This window comes from Streptomyces longhuiensis, from assembly GCF_020616555.1.
In the GTDB taxonomy this organism is placed as follows: Bacteria; Actinomycetota; Actinomycetes; order Streptomycetales; family Streptomycetaceae; genus Streptomyces; species Streptomyces longhuiensis.
In genome coordinates, this window is record NZ_CP085173.1 from 9,565,650 (window position 1) to 9,583,423 (window position 17,774).

Genomic DNA, 17,774 nt, shown 5'->3' on the forward strand with positions numbered 1-17,774 from the left:
AGGTACTGGCCGGGACGGCAGTGGTGTCCTTTTCGGCTCAGATCTCTCTGTCATGCCCGAGGCGGGGATCCGCTTCGGGTCGAGGCGGTCCGACGACCTCCACGTGGGCCGGGCGCAGCAGATGCTCACCGACTCGGTACCCGAGGCGGAGGATCTGCGTACAGACCAACCGCTCGGCGTCCGAGGAGACATGATGGGCCACGGCGTCGTGGAAGGCGGGGTCGAACGCGTCGCCTTTCTCGCCGAACGACTGAAGGCCCAGCGAGCCGAGCTGGGTTCGCAGGGTGTCGGCGATGTCGTGAAGACCCGGCGTGATCGGCTCGTGCTGGCACGTGCGGTCCACGGCATCCAGTACGGGAAGCAGTGTGCGAAGAACGTTGGCGACGGCGATTTCCCGCACGGCCATGCGATCTCGCCGCACCTGCTTGCGGTAGTTGTCGTACTCCGCCTTCACTCGCTGCAGGTCGTCCGTGCGCTCCTCGAGCAGGTGCCGCAGTGAGAGGTCTGTGACCGGCAGTCGTTCTTTCTCCATGGTCAGCCCGCCTCGGGTTTGTCGTCGTCGACGATCTCGGCGTCGACGACGTCGTCGTCAGCGGCCTTCTGGCCGTCGCCCGGGGCACCGGCCTCGGGACCGCCGGCGGCCTGCGCGCCCTGCGCCTGGGCGTACATGGCCTGGCCCAGCTTCTGCGAGACGGTGGCGACCTTCTCGGTGGCGGTGCGGATCTCGGCGGTGTCCTCGCCCTTGAGCTTCTCCTTCAGCTCGGTGAGCGACTCCTCGACCTCGGTCTTGACCTCGCCGGGGACCTTGTCCTCGTTGTCCTTGAGGAACTTCTCCGTCTGGTAGACGAGCTGCTCGCCCTGGTTGCGGGTCTCGGCGGCTTCGCGGCGACGGTGGTCTTCCTCGGCGTGCTTCTCGGCTTCGTGGACCATGCGGTTGATGTCGTCCTTGGGCAGGGCGGAGCCGCCGGTGACGGTCATCTTCTGTTCCTTGCCCGTGCCCAGGTCCTTCGCGGTCACGTGCATGATGCCGTTGGCGTCGATGTCGAAGGCGACCTCGATCTGCGGGAGGCCCCGCGGGGCCGGCGGCAGACCGGTGAGCTCGAACATGCCGAGTTTTTTGTTGTATGCCGCGATCTCGCGCTCGCCTTGGTAGACCTGGATCTGCACGGACGGCTGGTTGTCGTCGGCCGTCGTGAAGATCTCGGAACGCTTGGTCGGGATCGTGGTGTTGCGCTCGATGAGCTTCGTCATGATCCCTCCCTTGGTCTCGATGCCGAGGGACAGCGGGGTCACGTCGAGGAGCAGGATGTCCTTGACCTCACCCTTGAGGACACCGGCCTGCAGGGCGGCGCCGATGGCGACGACCTCGTCCGGGTTCACACCCTTGTTCGGGTCTTTGCCCGTGAGCTCGCGGACCAGTTCGGTCACGGCTGGCATACGCGTGGAGCCGCCCACGAGGATCACGTGGTTGATGTCCGACAGCTTGACGCCGGCATCCTTGATCGCGTTGTGGAACGGCGTTTTGCAGCGCTCCAGGAGGTCGGACGTGAGCTGCTGGAACTGGGCGCGCGTGAGCTTCTCGTCCAGGTGCAGCGGGCCCTCGGCGGACGCCGTGATGTAGGGCAGGTTGATCGTGGTCTCGGTCGAGGACGAGAGCTCGATCTTCGCCTTCTCGGCGGTCTCCCGCAGGCGCTGCACCGCCATCTTGTCCTTGGACAGGTCCACGCCGTGGCCGTTCTTGAACTGCTTGACCAGGTAGTCGACGACGCGCTGGTCCCAGTCGTCACCGCCGAGGTTCGTGTCGCCGTTGGTGGCCTTCACCTCGATGACGCCCTCGCCCATCTCGAGGAGCGACACGTCGAAGGTGCCGCCACCCAGGTCGAAGACCAGCACGGTCTGGTCGTTCTCCTTGTCCAACCCGTACGCCAATGCCGCGGCCGTCGGCTCGTTGACGATGCGCAGGACGTTCAGACCGGCGATCTCTCCGGCTTCCTTCGTCGCCTGCCTCTGGGTGTCGTCGAAGTACGCCGGGACGGTGACCACCGCATCGGTGACGTCCTCACCGAGGTAGGCCTCCGCGTCCCGCTTGAGCTTCTGCAGCACACGTGCGGAGATCTCCTGGGAGCTGTACCGCTTGCCGTCGAAATCCGCGTTCTCCGGAAAACGCCAGCCGTGGTCTCCCATGTGCCGCTTCACGGAGCGCGCGGTGCGCTCCACGTTCGTCACAGCCTGTCGTTTGGCCACCTCGCCGACGAGTACCTCGCCGGTCTTGGCGAAGGCCACGACCGACGGGGTGGTCCTGGCCCCTTCCGTATTGGTGATGACGGTGGGCTCACCGCCCTCGAGGACCGAGACCACCGAGTTCGTCGTGCCAAGATCGATCCCGACCGAGCGAGTCATCTGTCTCTCCCTCCTCTGTCATGGTTGACGGCGTCCCGTCATGCGACCCTCCGTTCTCATCGGGCCGACCTGTTTGCAGCAGGAACTCGGGCGTATGTATACATCCTGTTTTATAGGTTTAGTACCCGTGACTCGGATGGCCACACGGCCGGCACGGATCTGGGGGCCACCGGTCGCAGCTCTCGCCCGGCGGTCTCGTGGGCCACCACAGACTGGTGGCGGTCTTGCTGAAGACCGACCCTCACCAGTCGGCAGAGGCCCGTGAAGAAGGAACCCGTGGGTGGCACTGCGCAGCAGTGTGGACTCAATCGTCTGCTTTCACGCCGGCGAGGGCGTCAATTGGGGCCGACCCCGAGGTGATCGCCGAGCTCACGAGCTTGCTCGCGCCCGGGGGCAGCAACCGCTGACCTGCGTTCCTTGATCCTTCTCGGCGGCAACCGCGGAAGCGGACACAAGCGTCGCAGTGGCGAGGCTGCCCCACAGGGCAGCCGAGCCGTAGGAGGCGAGAGTGGTGATGACTGCGGGGGAGACGGCGAGGCCGAAGCCCGTGGAGAGCTGGAAGCGGGCGAGGGCGCGTCCCAGGACATCGGCCGGGGCGAGGGCGGTGACGAGCGCGGTGGCGCTGCCGGCATAGATGATCTCGCCGATGGTGCAGACCACGGACACTCCTGCGACGGCCGGGCCATTCCAGTCGGGTCCCAGTGAGGTGGTCGCGAGGAAGCCGAGGTAGGACACAGCGAGTACCACGCCGGCAAAAGCCAGCACCGTCCGCCTGGGGAAGCGGGACAACACGACAGTGACCGGCACCTGCAAGGTGACCACCAGCACCGTGTTCGCCACGAAGATGGATGCCGGCCACGTCAGGGAGCCGTCCAACTGTGTCACCAGGACCAGAGGCAGCGCGATTTCGGGGACGTTGAGGCAGAAAACGTAGACCACGTTGGCGGCCAGCAGCACGCGCATCCGAGGTGCGGGCCCTTCGGTCCCGTCCTTGGCCGAGAGAGCGGCCGGATGCGTGTGCAGGTGGACCGACCATGCCAGTGCTGCCGCAGCGAGATAGGCGATGCCGGTGACGACTGCCAGCGCCTGCAATGCGGTGGTGCCGCCCGTCAGGCACGCGGCGGCAAGGAGGCCACCCGCGCCCAGGCCGGCGTTGCGCAGGGCGCGGCCTCCCGCGAGAGCGGCGTCGCGTTCGCGGCCGTGGGCGACCGTGGCCACGAGGGCTGCGTGGGCGGCCGGCCACGCCTGGTTGCCGATGCCGAGGAAGAGGGCCGCCGCCGCGAACAGCCCGATGTGGCCCGCCGGGGCGGCCAGCAGCAGTGCCACGCCCAGCACCCGCACCAGCATCGACGCTGCCACGACCGTGCTGCGTGCGCCCCGGTCCAGCCATCGGCCGACAGCGGGCATGCACACCAGCCCCAGGACGACGCCCACCGTCATGGCGATGCCGGTGGCCAGTGAGGACAGCCTCAGCACCTTCACCCCGTAGAGCAGCAGAAAAGGGCGCAGCATGCCGGTGCCGAGCGCGTCCACGGCCAGAGCGACGGCGTAGCGGGGGCCTCCGGAGGCACGGACGAGGGTGCGCGGCTGGAGCATGGTGGTGGTTGGCATGGCGTCAACGGTGCGTTCGGCCGACGGGCCGGCCATGTCGGTTGACGGAGACCGTCAATCGACGCGGTCGTCGGGCGTCAGTGAAGTGATGATGAGGGGATGACGTTGAGGATCGACATCGGCGAACTGCCGTCCGGGCGACTGCGGTTCGCCGCCTCCCCGCTGGCCGAGCTGACCGCGATGCTGCACGTGCTGGCCGAACCCGCGCATCACCCGCAACTCGCCCGCTGGGCCGGGGACGTCTGGGCGGGGCTGCGGCCGGAACTGGCCGAGCGGCTCAGGGAGGCGGAGTTCCTCTGGCGTTCGTCACGAGCCGACTTCCTGGTGCCCGCTCGTCCCCGGCCGACCCTCGCCGAGGAATTGGACGATGTGGACCGCATCGACGACGAAACCTATGTGACCGCCGCGCTCATCACCACGTGCGGCAGCAACCGGGTCCACTTCGCCGCGCCGTCTCCGCTCGCCGACGCGACGGCACGCGAGCGGGCCCTGGACCGGGCCCAGGCCCGCGGCGCGCTCCAAGAGGCCTTCGCGGAACGGCTGCTCGCGGACCCGGCCGCCGTGCGGGCACGCGTGCGGCACACCCTCGAACAGTGCGCCGAGGCGTTCTTCGACGCCGCCTGGACGGACGTAGCGGTGCAACTCGCCACCGACCTGCGCCTGAAGAACGACCTTCTGAAGCGCCAGGGCATCGGGGCGGCACTCGCGTCAGTCTCCAGCGCCGTCACCCTGGCGCCGGACGGCAGCTCCATCATCGTGGACAAACTGCAGGACAATGCGACCTCCGCCCACGGCACCGGAGTCACCTTCCTCCCCAGCGTCTTCGGCCGCCCGCACCTGGTGGTCGTCCACGCGCCCGGATGGCAGCCGGTGGTGCAGTACCCCGTGGCCGAGGCGAGTCCATCGCAGCCGGTATCGCTGGAAACGGTCACGCTACGGCTGGAAGCACTCGCGCATCCGGTACGGCTGCGACTGCTGCGCACCCTGGCCCGCGGCCCGCACACCACCGGCGAGCTCGCCCACGCCTGGGAACTCTCACCCCCAGAGGTTTCCCGCCACCTCGCCGTCCTGCGCCGCGCGGACCTGCTCACGGCCCAACGGCACGGTCGCTACGTTCGTTACACCCTCAATCTGTCCGACCTGACGGCGCTGGGGGCCGACCTACTGGCAGCCGTACTGCGCTGACTCACGCCCTCGCCCGCGTTCACGCAGACGAGGGCGTCAAGGGTCCTGGGCCGGCCCCGTTCCGGCACGCTTCGGGCCGCTGCAGCGTTCATCATCGCCGGCTCCAACCACCGCAAGCCACACTGTGCAGACCCGTCCTCCGCACGCCGACCTGTGCTGGCGCAACGCCCAACGCCCGCCACCACGACGTCCTCGCCCCCAGCGCTGCGAACGCGCCCGCATCCTCAGCGGGAAAGGCATTCACTGAGGCGGACGCTCGCTCACCAGCGCGGCCTGAAGAACTCAGCGGACCTGATCCGGTCACGGATCTAGCCGGCGTAGGGATTGCCGCCGAGCCAGGTGGTGTTGTCGATCAGTTCGCGGACCGCGTCCAAGTGGCCGCTGTGACAGGCGACTTCGGCGAGCACATGGATCAGGATGTGCCGCACGTCGGGCAGCCGCCAGGCCGGCCAGATCTCCACGGGCCACGCGGCGGGCTCCTGTTCGGGCGCGGCGGCGGCGATCACAGCGTTGGCGCGCACGACGGCCGCCCGGTAGTCGGCGAAGACGTCCTCGGCCCTCATCGTCTCGGGTATGTACCAGTGCGCCTCCGTGCCCGCCGTGAGCTGTCCGGCCACATCCGGCTCGCCCGCGATCACCCCGGAAAACCAGAAGCGTTCGACATCAAGCGTGAGGTGGCGCAGCAATGCCAGGCAGCTCCAGCCGCTGGGCAGCACCGGCCGCCGCAGATCCTCCTCCGAGAGCCCTTCGAGGATCCCGACGACGTGCTCGCGCTGGCGGTCCAGGGCGCCCTTGAGAGCGTCGAGTTCGGCGTTCACCGCACGACGCTCCATTCGGCGAGGCACTCCAGGGTGCTCGCCATCTGCGTCTGCCACCAGACGCGTCCACTGTCCACTGCCGCGCGTTTGTCCACCGGCATGGGAGAACCGTCGACGATCTCGGTCGCCATCGAGCCCGTTGGCCCGTCCGGGAGCAGGTTGAAGACCCACCGGTTGCCCCACGCGGCCCGGGGCCCGGTGGCGTCCGGATGCCCACGACCGGGCCTGGGCTCCCAGCCGATGGGGCGGACCGGCTCGTACGCGACGACGTGGTTGTTCATCTCGTAGGAGCCGAAGGTCTCGTAGTGCATCCGCATCACCAGGACGTCCGCGACGTCCGAGACCACGAAGTCAAAGATGCCGCCGCGCAGGATCCCGCAGCCGTCGAGGTCCGGGTGCAGTCCGGGGTCGGCCAGGATCCTGCAGATGTCCTGTGCCGGGGCGTTGATGTGCCCGGACACCGCCACCACGGCCTCGCCTGTCGTACTCGTCATACGCGCCCCTCCGTCAACCGCAGAGCATGAGTGTGACTTTGGCCTGGACGCTACAGCGGGGGTACGACAATGCCTGGCCGGGCACAGCCCTGCCCTGCGCGCACTCCCGCCGAACACCGGTTCTGTCGCCGCCACCGTCGATGTCCGCCGGCGAACGTCCCGAGCCCTGGTACGGCCCGGAGCGCGGCATGTGAGAGCGAACTGCGCAGCTCGCAGTGGCAGTTGGGCCCCTTGGGATGATCTTCGAGTGTGTTCTTCATGGTCCGGGGCGCTGATGAGTGATCGCTTGTGGGGTCGGGTCCGCCGGCCGTGTGCCTCAAATGGGCTGACAGACTGCCTGGTTATGAGCGGACGTGAGATCGGTCGGTGCGGTGTCGGCGCCAGCGTGACTCTGGGGCTCCTGGTTGCTTGGGCGGTGCATGACGCGGAGGAAGTCGTCATGGTGCCGCGCTGGGCCCGTGACCGGGTACCCGAGCTGCGAGGGCGATTTCCGCGGGTACCGGATCAGATATGGCGGCAGCTGGAGTCCATTGACGAGCGCGAGTTCGCAAGCGCCGTCGCCGGGATGGCCGTGGTGGTTGCTGCGGCGGCTGTCGACGGGTACCGCACCGGCGGGCGTTCGGCTTTCTACCAAGGGGCCCTCAACGGATTCGGCCTGCACGGTCTGGTGCATCTGGCCCTGGCCGCTGCGGTCCGTGGGTACACGCCGGGTTCGGTCACCTCGCCGTTGGTGGTCATTCCCTTCACGCTCTGGGCCCGTGGCCGCCTGCGCCGAGCGGGGGTGCTGCGTCCCGCACGCCCCCGGGACGCCGTTCAGGGCCTCGGGTTGGCCGCAGCGGCCACGGCAGGGGCACACCTGGTGGCCCGACGGGTTGCCAACCGGAGCTGAACACGGTCCAGAACTTGACTACCCAGACGGGGATCGGCCCCTGAGCGTCTTCAGGGGCGGAAGGGCGCGGCTGTGGCCTCGCCGGTGATCCGTTCCAGGTCCGTCATGAGTGCGTCCAGCCAGGAGACGGCCGCGTAGTACACGCGTGGTGCGCCCGGCGGTTCCACCGCGAAACCGTCGAAGTCGGGGTCGCGCAGCGCTATTGGGGCCTTTGGGGTGTCGCCGCCCGGATCGAGGCGCGCCGACACCAGCAGCATGCGCCCGGCCACCCGGTCCCCGAGGCGGGTCATGGCCGCCGATGGCTCTGGCTCCAGGGGCGGTACGACCATCGGCTCGGGTGGCACCAGCAGCCGGTCGGCTCCCCACAGGGTGTGGTGGGCGGCCATCAGGGTCGCCTGCCAGTCCTGGGAGCTGTTTTGGTCGGCGGGTTCATGGGGGCTTCTCGAGCCTGGCGGATCTGGGCCGGGGCGGGCGGAGGCCAAGCCCTTCGGCTCGCTGTGGAACTGGGCGTATGCCACCTCCGCCAGGCCCAGTGAGTGCTGCAGTGAGCGGTGGCCCGGCGGGGCTGTCACTGGCGCCCGCACCCCGCCCGCGGCCACCTGGGCGGTGGTCGCCACCACGTTCTCCGCCGCACCGCGCAGCAGAACCGCCATCGACCGCCGCAGTTCGTCGTGGGCACCGCGCGGCCAGGCGAGCAGCCCGAAGACAGCGCCGATCGCGCTGCCGGTCAGCACGTCCAGCAGCCGGAACTCGGCAAGCTGCCAGGTCGCGGGCGCCAGCTGTGCGAATGCCAGGGCGACCACCAGGGTGAACAGCGCCTGGGCCCAGCCGATGCCCTTGACCGGCCCCAGCGTGAACGCGATCAGCATCAGCGGCGGGAGCACCGCCGCGTAGACGGCGATTCCGGTCCCGACCAGCGTGAAGAGTGCGGCCACGATCAGTGCGCCGACGAGAGTCCCGGTCAGTGCCAACCGTATCGTCGAGCGGGTCTCCCGTACGGTGGTCCGGGTCAGAGTCAAGGTTGCCAGCAGAACCCAGAAGCCGTGCGGCAGGGTGTCCACACCCGCGATCAGCCGGGCCGCGGCGAGGGCCAGGCTGATCCGTACTGCGTTCTGGAAGAACACCGACCGGTTGCCCGCGTGCCCCACCAACCGCGACCACCACAGCTGCGGCGCACGCTTTCGGGCGTACCAGAATCGGCCTGGGGCTGCCTGTGCCGCGCCCGCTCGGCCCCGTACGGCGATGGCCGCGGCCGTGGACATCGCCAGCGCGGCGTCCGCGAGCTCCAGCACCTGCGCGTGCCGGCGCAGCGCGGCCGGCGAGATGTCCGCGTCCGGGCCGGCCGCCAGGGTGGTACGGGCCCGTAGTAGCCGAATGTGTGCGTCCTCGGCGGTGGGAGATCGGCCCCGCAGGCGGTCGGCCGTCTCGCGGGCTGTGTCCCGCACTGCGCGCAGTACGACCAGCCCCACCTCGGATTCGGCCGGCCCGGGATTTTGCTCGGGGGGAGCGGTCAGCCGCGCCAGCAGGGTGCGGGTGGCCAGGCCGGTGTGGGCCAGGCCGCGGTCCCGCACGCTCGGCCCGGCGGGCCGCTCGGCCTCCGGTACCTGTGAGGACCGCAGCGCGGTACTGGCGGCTCGGGCCTCCTGCGCAGTCCGGGCGGTGATCGCGTACGGCGGACCGGTCAGTTCCTCGGCACAGCGCCGGGCGCTGTCGGCGGCCCGCGCGGCCAGCTCTCGGTAGGGGACAGTGGGGGGATCGGGCAGCAGGAACGTCTCCGCGAGCACGAGGAACACGATGCCCACCGAGGCGCCGGCCAGCCGGCCGCCGAGCGAGCCGGGGTCGTAGGGCGGGAACGACGGCAGGATGTACATCAGCTGGAGACCGGGCGCGGCCCCCGCCAGGCGGGGGCCGCCTACCGCGGAGAAGGCCAGCGCGAAGCCGATCACCAGCATCCCGGCCGTCGCGGTCCAGGTCCGCACCGACAGGTAGGTGCCGACGGTGATCAGCACCAGGCAGACCGGTAGCAGCCGTGCCACCACCGCGGCACGCTGCCGGCCGGTCCCGGGGATGTGCGACAGTCCCGCGAGCGATATCGCGGCGAAGAGCGCGTAGGTCGCTGCGTCGACCGAATGAAAGCCGTACAGGAACAGGTAGAACCCGGCGCCGGCGGCCACCGTGACCCGCACGGAGCGGCGGGCCGCCGCCCGGTAGGCGGCGGGCAGCCGGACCCAGGGAACGCCGGTACCACCCATGCCACCAGGATCACCCCGAGCCGTGCGGTCCGCCCGCCCGGGAGGTCAGTCGTCCTGGAGCTCGCCCATCCGGCGCATGAACCCGGCGCTCCCTCGTCAGGTGCCCCTTGGAATCGATCATCTAGGCTGGCGCGGTGACTGATGAGCGGGAGCGGGCGCAACCGTCGGGAGTGTGGGCCACGGCGGTGGGGGTGGCCCGGGTGCGCGCGCTGGAGAGCGAGCGGGAGAACGCGCTGTTCCGCGACCCACTGGCACAGGCCTTCGCCACCGCCGGCGGCCTGTGGCCCTCCTCGCCGCCGCTGCCCGATGACGAGGCCGCGCGACGCCGCCGACTGGCCGTGTCCCACTCCATCGTCATCAGGACGAAGTTCCTCGACGACCTGTTGCAGCAGGCTTCCGCGTCCGGGGTCCGGCAGGTCGTGCTGCTCGGCGCCGGCATGGACAGCCGGGCCTTCCGGATCGACTGGCCCGAGGGCACCCGGCTGTTCGAGGTCGACACCGCCGCGCCACTGGACTTCAAGGCTTCGGTGCTGCGCCAGGAGCGTGCCCTCGCACGCTGCGAGCGGATCACCGTCGCGGTGGATCTGCGTGAGGACTGGCCAGGCGCGCTGACCGTCGCAGGGCACGACCCGGCCGCGCCGACCGTGTGGATCGCCGAAGGACTACTGATCTATCTGCCCGAGGACGCGGTGGAGCTACTGCTGGCCCGGATCAGCACGCAGTCGGCGGCGGGCAGTTGGATGGGTCTGACATTGGGCTCGCGTGGCGTGATCGAGCGCTTCGGCGCGGACGCCGCGCCGGGATCGGCGGCGTCCATGTGGGTCTCGGAGATGCCCGACGACCCGGTGGGCTGGCTGGCCGGGCACGGCTGGGACGCCGACAGCCACACCCTGCGCGAACGCGCTGCCGCCTACGGCCGTCCGATCAGTACCCCGCCGCAGCACGAGGAGCGGCCCGGCGGACTCATCTCGGCGGTCCGCCGGTAAGCTCCTCCCAGTTCCCCGAATGATCGATCCCAAGGGGACCTGATGAGTGGAGCCAGGTTCATGCGCCGCCAGCCGGCCATGCGCGCACTGACCGCCTACGACCACTGAGAGTCGCCCGAAAATCGCCACGCGGAGGCCAGGCATTGCCGCCGGCCCGAAGGGTCTTCGGGTTCGTTCGACGCGGCGACCACGAGCCGCCTGGACGGACACACCGTCAGGTATGCCAACACCGGCTCCCACGCCGTGGACGGGCTTCTCGTCACCGGGTACCCCTGTCCGCCCCCGGTTGCTTCTCCCGCCTGATCCACAGCAGCGGAGCCCAGGTCCTCCCCGAGAGTGCAAAGCCCCCGCCTGGCGCGGTCAGCCCTGATGCCCATACGCGAGGGGCCACAGCGTCTGCCTGCGCCCTCCGGCGGGCGACACGTCCGGCCTGACCCGCGTCCATGCCCTGTACGGGCCCGGCCTGACGATCCGGCACGTCCTCCTGCCCGGCAGGCGCGGCTAGTTCCCCGGCGACCCCAAGTACGCGAACACAGTCGGCCCATCCCGTAGACCAAGGGGGCGCGCACCGGTCGCCGGGCGGGGGAGGCCGCCATACCGTGGCGCCATGAGACGTATCGACAGCGAACAGGCGCGGCAAATCGTCGAAGCCGGCCAAGTCATGCCGCGTGACGAACTCGAGCGGATCGCCGCCGCACGGCACCCGGCACGGAAAGACGTCCTCGGGTTCGAGTACGGCGAAGACGAGACTGCGCCCGGCCGCTACCGGTTCGCTGTCGAGGTCGAGGATGCCGCCGGGGTTGTGTGGTGGATCGAGCTCAATGCCCACACGGGCGAGATCCTCGAGGAGGACAACTCCGCGAACCGGTGAGGGTGCGGCTCCTGTCCCGGGCCGGATCCATTGCCAGGCGACCCCGGCGGATCATGTGACTTCCGGATTGCGGGCACGTTGTTTTTGGCGTGGGACGGGGCTATCCGTCTACGGCCGTGCTGTGATCTGCCAACACCCTTCAGGCACCCGAGGAGTCGGGATGATCAGGGTTGGGGCGGAGCGGCCGTACCTGGCTATGCGCCATGAGGAGCAGTCCAGCAAACAGGAGGGAGTTTCCACCGAAGACGTTCCGGGTCCCACCGGACCCGAGCCGGAGACCGCTTCAACCGGCGTCTCCAGGTGGCGCGGTCAGGATGCAGCCCGTGCTCACAGCGGGCCAGGTAGGCATGTTCCTGTGCGCCCATCGTTCGGCTTCTTGGCTTGCCTTGAGGCTGCGCGTTCTACGAGCGCACGCCCACGGGTGATCAACCTGACGTCCACCGGAGACGGCTTCGACGGTGCCCAGGGAAGCCCGCACCATCGACGGGGCCGAGAACACCACCGTGGCCAACGTTCATCGACTGGGAGAGCGGCACCATCACCCCCGACACTGGGCGTCCGCCCTCAACACCTCCCGGATCCGGGCTGTCGCGACCTTCCGCGGGGCGCCGCCCTCGTGCGTTTACGACGGTCTGATCGAACGCCGCGACGAGGACATCGACAAGGACATGGACAAGGGCCTCGCCTGGCTCGCCGACGCCGTGGCCCGCCACCGGGCAGACGATCCCGAAGGCCTCGTCGACGCGGTGCTCACCGACCTACTCCCACCGGGTGGCGCCACCGACGACACCTCGCTGGTCATCGTGCGCCAATGCCGCTTCCATGCACTCGGTCAGACCTCGTCGACGTCAGTGCAGTGCCCGGTTTACGAATGGCGGCGCGTCGCCGCGCCAGGGGCGTTTGCCCTGTTGTGAAGTGACGCGTGTCGATCGGGTCAGCCTTCGGAGGGACGCGGGGCGCGCAGGTGCGCCCGTTCCTTCAGCTCCTCCTCGTCGACCACCTTGAGCATCGGCTGACCCGGCGCGCACACCATGGTCACCACGAACTTGGTCGGTGCGTCCGACAGGGCGTTGCCGTCCTGATAGTGGATCACGTCACCGCCAGGCTCCCAGAACGTCCCACCTGCCTCGACCACACGCTCCGGCTCACCCTCGAGCTCGAACCTGAGCGCGCCCTCCATGACGTAACCGAACGACGGGCCCGAGTGGCGATGCGGGGGGAGCCCAGGGTGCCCAGGAGGCCACTCGACAAGAATGGTCATTGCCGAGCCACCTTGGGGAAAGAAGGGCGGAGTGACTTCCTGCAGCAACTTGACTTCGGGCGGCAAGGAGACCTCTTCGGCGGTCCCGTGCTCTGGGTTCTTCTCTGACATGCACCACACCTCCGTAAGCCTGCCCAGGATGGACGATCTTGCGTGGGTCACCGCATTCCGCAGGTGTGCCGACCCACTCGTTCGGCGGTGACCAGGTTCGCCGGCTTCTGGCTCACACAATTCGCTTCGCCACGAGGACAAGCCACAGCCCATATCCGTGGCAGGCGGTGTGCCTTCTGTCTGGTCCGAACGGTCTCGAGACCACCCTGCCTTCCATCGGCAGCAGCCACAATTCGGAGTCAGCGGCATCGAGACTGCATCGCATCATGCCATCGGCAGGCATCTCGTGCCGTATCACGCAATGTTTCCCCTGCTCCGATGCGAGGTGCCGCTGGGTGCTGGTGCAGGCGGTGCGTCGCTATGAGGCTGTCCCGGTGGCAGAGCTTGGCAGTATTGCCTCGGCCAGAGCCTCCTGCTGCACTGATTGTTCGAAGGCGACGGACGGCTCTTAAGCGATGCCGTTGGGGTGCACCCAACGCGACGGATGTGTCTCAGGTGTGCGGCCCGTTTGGATGTACGGAGCGTAAATATCACTCCGCTGATCTGGGTTTTTTGCGCTGGTTGGCATTGAAGCGCGCCTTCTTCTGACGATTCCCGCACGTGTTCATGTCGCACCATTTGCGGGTGCGGCTTTGGCTGGTGTCGAAGAAGGCGGCTTGGCAGGTTGGTGATGCGCACAAGGCCAATTTTCCGTCGCGTTCGCCTGCGATGATGCTGATCGCGTCGGCGGCGATCACGCCGAGGGCATCTTCCACGCAGGAATCCGCGTTGAGGCGCCATCGCCGCTGACCCTCAGGCGTCAGGACCGCTGCGGCCCGACCCTGAATGCTGCAGTCATTGATGACTTGGACAGCAGACGCAGGGAGAGCGTCCTTGACCGCGGCCGCTGTCGCGGCAGCGTGAATCGACTCCCTCAGTTCCCAAGCGAAGTCGAGCTGGGCAGTGGTGCAGGAGTCCACGGCGAGGCCGCTCACTGTCAGCCAGTCGACGAGTCGGTGCGGAGTGGGAATGCGCTCCACAGCGTCGCCATGACGCTCCGACAGAGTCCCCGTGAAGCTGGTCGACAGCACGTTACCGAGGCGGAAGTCAGGGAACGCAGCACGCATGGAACCACCTTAGCTGGTTGCGGCGTGGCTCGGGGAACTGCTAGAACCGGCATAGCCGGTTCGCGATGGGTCGTAGCCGGTTCCGCGACGGCCAGGAGGTCTCATGCCCCGTCCAACCAGTGACGTGCAAGCATTTGAAGCCCACGCAACTGACGCCGACCTCGCCGATCTGCGCGCGCGACTGGCCGCGGCGCGACTGCCGGAGCCCGAGACGGTCCACCGCGCCGCGCCCGGCCCTCGCCGATGGGAGCAGGGCGTTCCTCTCGCCGACCTCGTCGAGGTCGTGAACTACTGGCGCACCGAGTACAACTGGCGGTCGTTCGAAGCGCGCCTCAACCGGATCGGCCAGTTCCGCACGACCATTGATGATCTGGGAATCCACTTCCTGCACCGCCGATCCGCCCGCGCAGATGCCACTCCCTTGCTCCTGACGCACGGCTGGCCGGGCAGCATTGCCGAGTTCGTCGATGTAGTCGACGAGCTGGCAGATCCGAAAAATGCGGACGCGCCGGCGTTCCACGTCGTGGCCCCGTCGCTACCTGGCTTTGGTTACAGCGACAAGCCGGCCACCACCGGGTGGGGAACCGAAAAGATCGCAGCCGCATGGGTGGAACTGATGGGAAGGCTCGGCTACAGCAAGTTCGTAGCCCACGGCGGCGACTGGGGAGGCAATATCACCACGGTTCTCGGCGGCAGGTTCCCGGAGCACGTTCTGGGCATCCACACATTGTTCGCGGAGGCGCCGCCCGGGTTGACGACGGACGGGCTGACGGCTGTCGAGCGCAAGTGGACCGAGGAGACCCGCGATTTCTGGCGCCACCGCGCGGCGTACGCGAAGCAGCAGGCGACCCGGCCGCAGACCATCGGCTACTCGCTCGTCGACTCGCCGGTCGGGCTTCTCGCCTGGATCCTCGACAAATTCGCCGAGTGGTCGGACACCGAGGACAGCCCGTTCGAGAAGATCTCCAGAGACCGCATTCTTGACGACGTCAGCCTGTATTGGCTGACGCGGACCGGCGCATCAGCGGCCCGCATTTACTACGAGAGCCACAACTCGCTCGATCCCGAACTTCGGGTCGACGTCCCGTCAGCGATCACTATGTATCCCCGCGACATCGAGAAGTGTCCGCGCCCCTGGGCACAGGAGCGGTACCGACGGATCGTCCGATGGAGGTCGCCCGAAGCCGGGGGACATTTCCCGTCGCTGGAGGTTCCCGAGTACTTCGTCAGGGATCTGCAAGAGGGCCTCGCTGCAGTGCTGGCCGCTCATCGGTGAACGCGGCTGGTGCCGGCTGCTTGGTCACCGCCCAAGAGGGCGTCTCATGTGGCAAGTTTCGCGAGCTTCTTTCAGCAGTTCAGGGCGGCGGTCAGGCTGAGGAAGGCGAGGGAGTGCCAGCCCTTTCGTTCGTATCGGGCGGTGAGGCGGCGGTAGCCGAAGAGCCGAGCGATCGACCGTTCGATCTTCCAGCGGTGCCGACCCAGGCGTTCGCCGGACTCGATGCCGGGCCGCGCGATGCGCGCGACGAGCCCGCGCTTGCGGAGCCAGGCCAGGTGTTTGGTAGAGATGTACGCCTTGTCCGCACGGAGTTTGACGGGTCGGCGCCGCCGTGGTCCCCGGCGGGACCGGACAGCGGGTATGCCGTGGATGAGCGGCTTGATGGCGAGGCTGTCGTGGATGTTCGTGCCGGACATAGTGACGACGACCGGGATGTCTGGGCCTCGGACAGCACGTGCGGCTTGCTGCCCTTCTTGCCGTGATCGACCGGTTTCGGCCCGGTCGGCGATCCCCCTCTTTTGGTGCGAACGGAGGCCGCGTCGATGATCGCCGAGGTCCAGTCCACCTCGCCCCGGGCCCCGAGTTCGTCCAGCACCGCCCGGTGCGAACGACGCCACAGGCCGGCCTCGGTCCATACCGTGAAGCGGCGATGCGCAGTGGCGGGCGACGTAGCGAACGTCGGCGGCAGATGCCGCCAGGCACAGCCGCTGGTCAGCGCGTACACCACTGCCGTGAACACGGCCCGCTCGTCACACGGAGCGGGCCCCCCACCTTGCGGACGAGCAGCGAACGACGGCAGCAACGGGGCGGCCGGCCGGCTCCCAGAGTTCATCAGGATCCAGACGCTTCGATAGGTCAGCACCCACGACCGGCATCATGCCGTACGAACATCAAGTCACGTGAGACAGCTTTTAAGCCTTGATCGTTGCGGCCGACTTGGCTGCCTGCTCGATCTTCGCGCAGTAGGCTGCACGGGCTTGCTCGTCGATCTGCTTCTCGTTTTCGGCGCGCACTCCGGTCCGGCCGTCGAGGCCCTCGCGCAGGATATCGGCGTGCCCGGCATGCCGGATGGACTCGCCGAGGACATGGACCATGATGGCGAACAGGTTCGTGTTGGGATGAGGCTCCGGCCACCACGGCACGTGGCCGGGGGCGTCGAGGGAAAGCTTGTTGATCGTCGCGTCCGAGTGTTCCCAGGTGCGCCGGTAGAACCCGATGATCTGATCGCGGGTCTCGTCCTCGGTCGCCCACAGATCGCTGCCGTTGGAGTCCTGCCACCGGGACAGCGGTTCCGGGGAAGGGCGGTCGAAGACCTCGCCGAAGTACCTGGCCTCGACGGTGGCCACGTGTTTGACCAGGCCGAGGAGGTTGGTCCCGGTCGCTGTCAAAGGTCTGCGGGCGTCGTATTCGGACAAGCCGTCGAGTTTCCAGAGCAGCGCCTGGCGGTCCCGCCGCAGTCTCCCGTGCAGGTTGTCTTTCGCGAATTCATCGATCATGCGGCATGAGCCTGCCATGGGCTGCCTCGTTGTCTCAAGATCCCGTACGTGGTCCGCAACGACTTGCAGAGCCGAGGCCTGGCCATGGCCGCCGCCCTGACCTGCTACAAGAGGCTCGGGAAACTTGCCACGTGAGACACCCTCTAATACTCCAGCCCGTAGATCGTTATGTGCCCTGGACTTGGGGCTGCCTGCCACTGGCGGAACCTCGGGTGGCCTCAGCGCACGATCTGGATAGAGTCGGGCAGTGCCCGAGCTGAAGCGGCTGCATGTCGGCGACGCCCCGGAGGTCTTGGCCTTCGAGCTGGCGAACCGCACCTACTTCGCTGCCTCGATCTCCGACCGCGGCGACGACTTCTTCGACCGGTTCACCGACCGGTACGACGCCTCGCTGGCCGAGCAGGAGGCCGGCATCTGCGCCTTCTATGTGCTCCTCGCCGAGGACGGCTCGGTACTCGGCAGGTTCAACCTGTACGACTTGGAGGACGGCACTGCCAGACTCGGCTACCGGGTCGCGGAGCGGGTCGCCGGCCGCGGCGTGGCGACCGCGACTGTCCGGGAGCTGTGCCGGACGGCGACAGCGATGCACGGCCTGCGCACACTGAGGGCGGCCACCTCCCACGACAACGCCGCGTCCCAGAAAGTCTTGGCCAAGGCCGGATTCGTCCTGGTTGGCCCTGCGACCCCGGCCGATCTCGGCGGCAGGTCAGGCACTTGGTACCAGCGCGACCTCCAGCCATAGACCCTTCTCTGGCTCGTGGGTCGGCTGCGGGAAGGGAAGGCTGTGGCCACCGCTGATCGGTGCGGGCCGCCCGCACCCGCCGTCTGAGGAAGAGCGATGCCAGGGAAGTGATCGCGGACTCGCTGCCGTTGTTCGGCAGGTTCCTGGCGTTTGCCCCATGCGGCCCACCACGCAGGTCCTCGCAGCGGATCACGGACAGGAGGCGGAGACAAGAGATCGCTCAAGCCTGACGCTTGAGCCGTCGAGCCACAGCACCGCTCTCCTTGCCTGCCCCGA

The 17,774-nt window shown here is 68.4% G+C and carries 17 protein-coding genes and 1 pseudogene; 7 read left to right on the forward strand and 11 right to left on the reverse strand.

From position 1 onward, the window contains the following. Positions 1-37: 37 nt before the first annotated feature. From grpE to LGI35_RS43605, 3 genes are all read right to left on the reverse strand, one after another. The gene (gene grpE, locus LGI35_RS43595; RefSeq protein WP_227299957.1) at positions 38-532 is read right to left on the reverse strand and encodes a nucleotide exchange factor GrpE; all 495 of its coding nucleotides are present in this window, start codon (positions 530-532) and stop codon (positions 38-40) included. Positions 533-534: 2 nt separating this feature from the next. Then, positions 535-2,400 (reverse strand): molecular chaperone DnaK, encoded by a 1,866-nt coding sequence (gene dnaK / locus LGI35_RS43600; RefSeq protein WP_227299958.1) that lies wholly within the window; start codon positions 2,398-2,400, stop codon positions 535-537. 369 nt (positions 2,401-2,769) lie between these two features. Then, positions 2,770-4,011, reverse strand: coding sequence for an MFS transporter (locus tag LGI35_RS43605; RefSeq protein WP_227299959.1), 1,242 nt, complete (start codon positions 4,009-4,011; stop codon positions 2,770-2,772). A gap of 99 nt (positions 4,012-4,110) precedes the next feature. Between LGI35_RS43605 and LGI35_RS43610 the strand changes: the two genes are divergently transcribed. After that, positions 4,111-5,196 carry a helix-turn-helix domain-containing protein gene (locus LGI35_RS43610; protein WP_227299960.1) on the forward strand — a complete coding sequence of 362 codons (1,086 nt, stop codon included), beginning with the start codon at positions 4,111-4,113 and terminating at the stop codon, positions 5,194-5,196. A 308-nt stretch (positions 5,197-5,504) separates the two neighbouring features. Here LGI35_RS43610 and LGI35_RS43615 read toward each other — a convergent pair whose 3' ends face one another. Next, on the reverse strand, positions 5,505-6,014 hold the full coding sequence (locus tag LGI35_RS43615) for a DinB family protein (RefSeq protein WP_227299961.1): 510 nt from the start codon (positions 6,012-6,014) through the stop codon (positions 5,505-5,507). Next, complete coding sequence (locus tag LGI35_RS43620) at positions 6,011-6,508, reverse strand: SRPBCC family protein (protein ID WP_227299962.1); 498 nt, start codon at positions 6,506-6,508, stop codon at positions 6,011-6,013. The genes LGI35_RS43615 and LGI35_RS43620 overlap by 4 nt, the downstream gene beginning before the upstream one ends. Before the next feature lie 343 nt (positions 6,509-6,851). Here LGI35_RS43620 and LGI35_RS43625 point away from each other — a divergent pair, with 343 nt between their 5' ends. Continuing rightward, the gene (locus LGI35_RS43625; protein ID WP_227299963.1) at positions 6,852-7,397 is read left to right on the forward strand and encodes an HXXEE domain-containing protein; all 546 of its coding nucleotides are present in this window, start codon (positions 6,852-6,854) and stop codon (positions 7,395-7,397) included. Positions 7,398-7,447: 50 nt separating this feature from the next. On the opposite strand, the gene LGI35_RS43630 is transcribed toward LGI35_RS43625, so the two are convergent. Further along, positions 7,448-9,649 (reverse strand): FUSC family protein, encoded by a 2,202-nt coding sequence (locus LGI35_RS43630; protein WP_227299964.1) that lies wholly within the window; start codon positions 9,647-9,649, stop codon positions 7,448-7,450. A gap of 134 nt (positions 9,650-9,783) precedes the next feature. Between LGI35_RS43630 and LGI35_RS43635 the strand changes: the two genes are divergently transcribed. Continuing rightward, positions 9,784-10,635: a class I SAM-dependent methyltransferase gene (locus tag LGI35_RS43635; protein WP_279348839.1), complete on the forward strand. Its 852-nt coding sequence runs from the start codon at positions 9,784-9,786 to the stop codon at positions 10,633-10,635. A 607-nt stretch (positions 10,636-11,242) separates the two neighbouring features. Continuing rightward, complete coding sequence (locus LGI35_RS43640) at positions 11,243-11,506, forward strand: PepSY domain-containing protein (protein WP_227299965.1); 264 nt, start codon at positions 11,243-11,245, stop codon at positions 11,504-11,506. Positions 11,507-11,751: 245 nt separating this feature from the next. On the opposite strand, the pseudogene LGI35_RS43645 reads toward LGI35_RS43640, so the two are convergent. Beyond that, positions 11,752-11,865 (reverse strand): annotated as a pseudogene (locus tag LGI35_RS43645) (DUF4291 domain-containing protein); the annotation flags it as partial. A 99-nt stretch (positions 11,866-11,964) separates the two neighbouring features. Here LGI35_RS43645 and LGI35_RS46730 point away from each other — a divergent pair. After that, positions 11,965-12,420, forward strand: a complete 456-nt coding sequence (locus LGI35_RS46730) for a hypothetical protein (protein ID WP_423835765.1) — start codon at positions 11,965-11,967, stop codon at positions 12,418-12,420. Positions 12,421-12,440: 20 nt separating this feature from the next. Here the strand turns inward: LGI35_RS46730 and LGI35_RS43655 are convergent, their stop codons facing one another. Both LGI35_RS43655 and LGI35_RS43660 read right to left on the reverse strand, forming a co-directional pair. Beyond that, positions 12,441-12,878, reverse strand: coding sequence for a cupin domain-containing protein (locus LGI35_RS43655; protein ID WP_227299966.1), 438 nt, complete (start codon positions 12,876-12,878; stop codon positions 12,441-12,443). 530 nt (positions 12,879-13,408) lie between these two features. After that, positions 13,409-13,984 carry a CGNR zinc finger domain-containing protein gene (locus LGI35_RS43660; protein ID WP_227299967.1) on the reverse strand — a complete coding sequence of 192 codons (576 nt, stop codon included), beginning with the start codon at positions 13,982-13,984 and terminating at the stop codon, positions 13,409-13,411. Positions 13,985-14,087: 103 nt separating this feature from the next. On the opposite strand from LGI35_RS43660, the gene LGI35_RS43665 reads away from it, so the two are divergent. Continuing rightward, positions 14,088-15,260, forward strand: a complete 1,173-nt coding sequence (locus tag LGI35_RS43665; RefSeq protein ID WP_227299968.1) for an epoxide hydrolase family protein — start codon at positions 14,088-14,090, stop codon at positions 15,258-15,260. A gap of 71 nt (positions 15,261-15,331) precedes the next feature. On the opposite strand, the gene LGI35_RS43670 is transcribed toward LGI35_RS43665, so the two are convergent. Further along, a protein-coding gene (locus LGI35_RS43670; protein WP_376692732.1) for an IS5 family transposase occupies positions 15,332-16,092 on the reverse strand; the annotation gives its coding sequence in 2 pieces (ribosomal slippage) (positions 15,332-15,696 and positions 15,696-16,092; 762 coding nt in all). 79 nt (positions 16,093-16,171) lie between these two features. Then, on the reverse strand, positions 16,172-16,756 hold the full coding sequence (locus LGI35_RS43675) for a DinB family protein (protein WP_227299969.1): 585 nt from the start codon (positions 16,754-16,756) through the stop codon (positions 16,172-16,174). Positions 16,757-17,003: 247 nt separating this feature from the next. Here LGI35_RS43675 and LGI35_RS43680 point away from each other — a divergent pair, with 247 nt between their 5' ends. Continuing rightward, a complete protein-coding gene (locus LGI35_RS43680; protein ID WP_227299970.1) occupies positions 17,004-17,498 on the forward strand; it encodes a GNAT family N-acetyltransferase in 495 nt (164 codons plus the stop codon). Positions 17,499-17,774 lie beyond the last annotated feature (276 nt).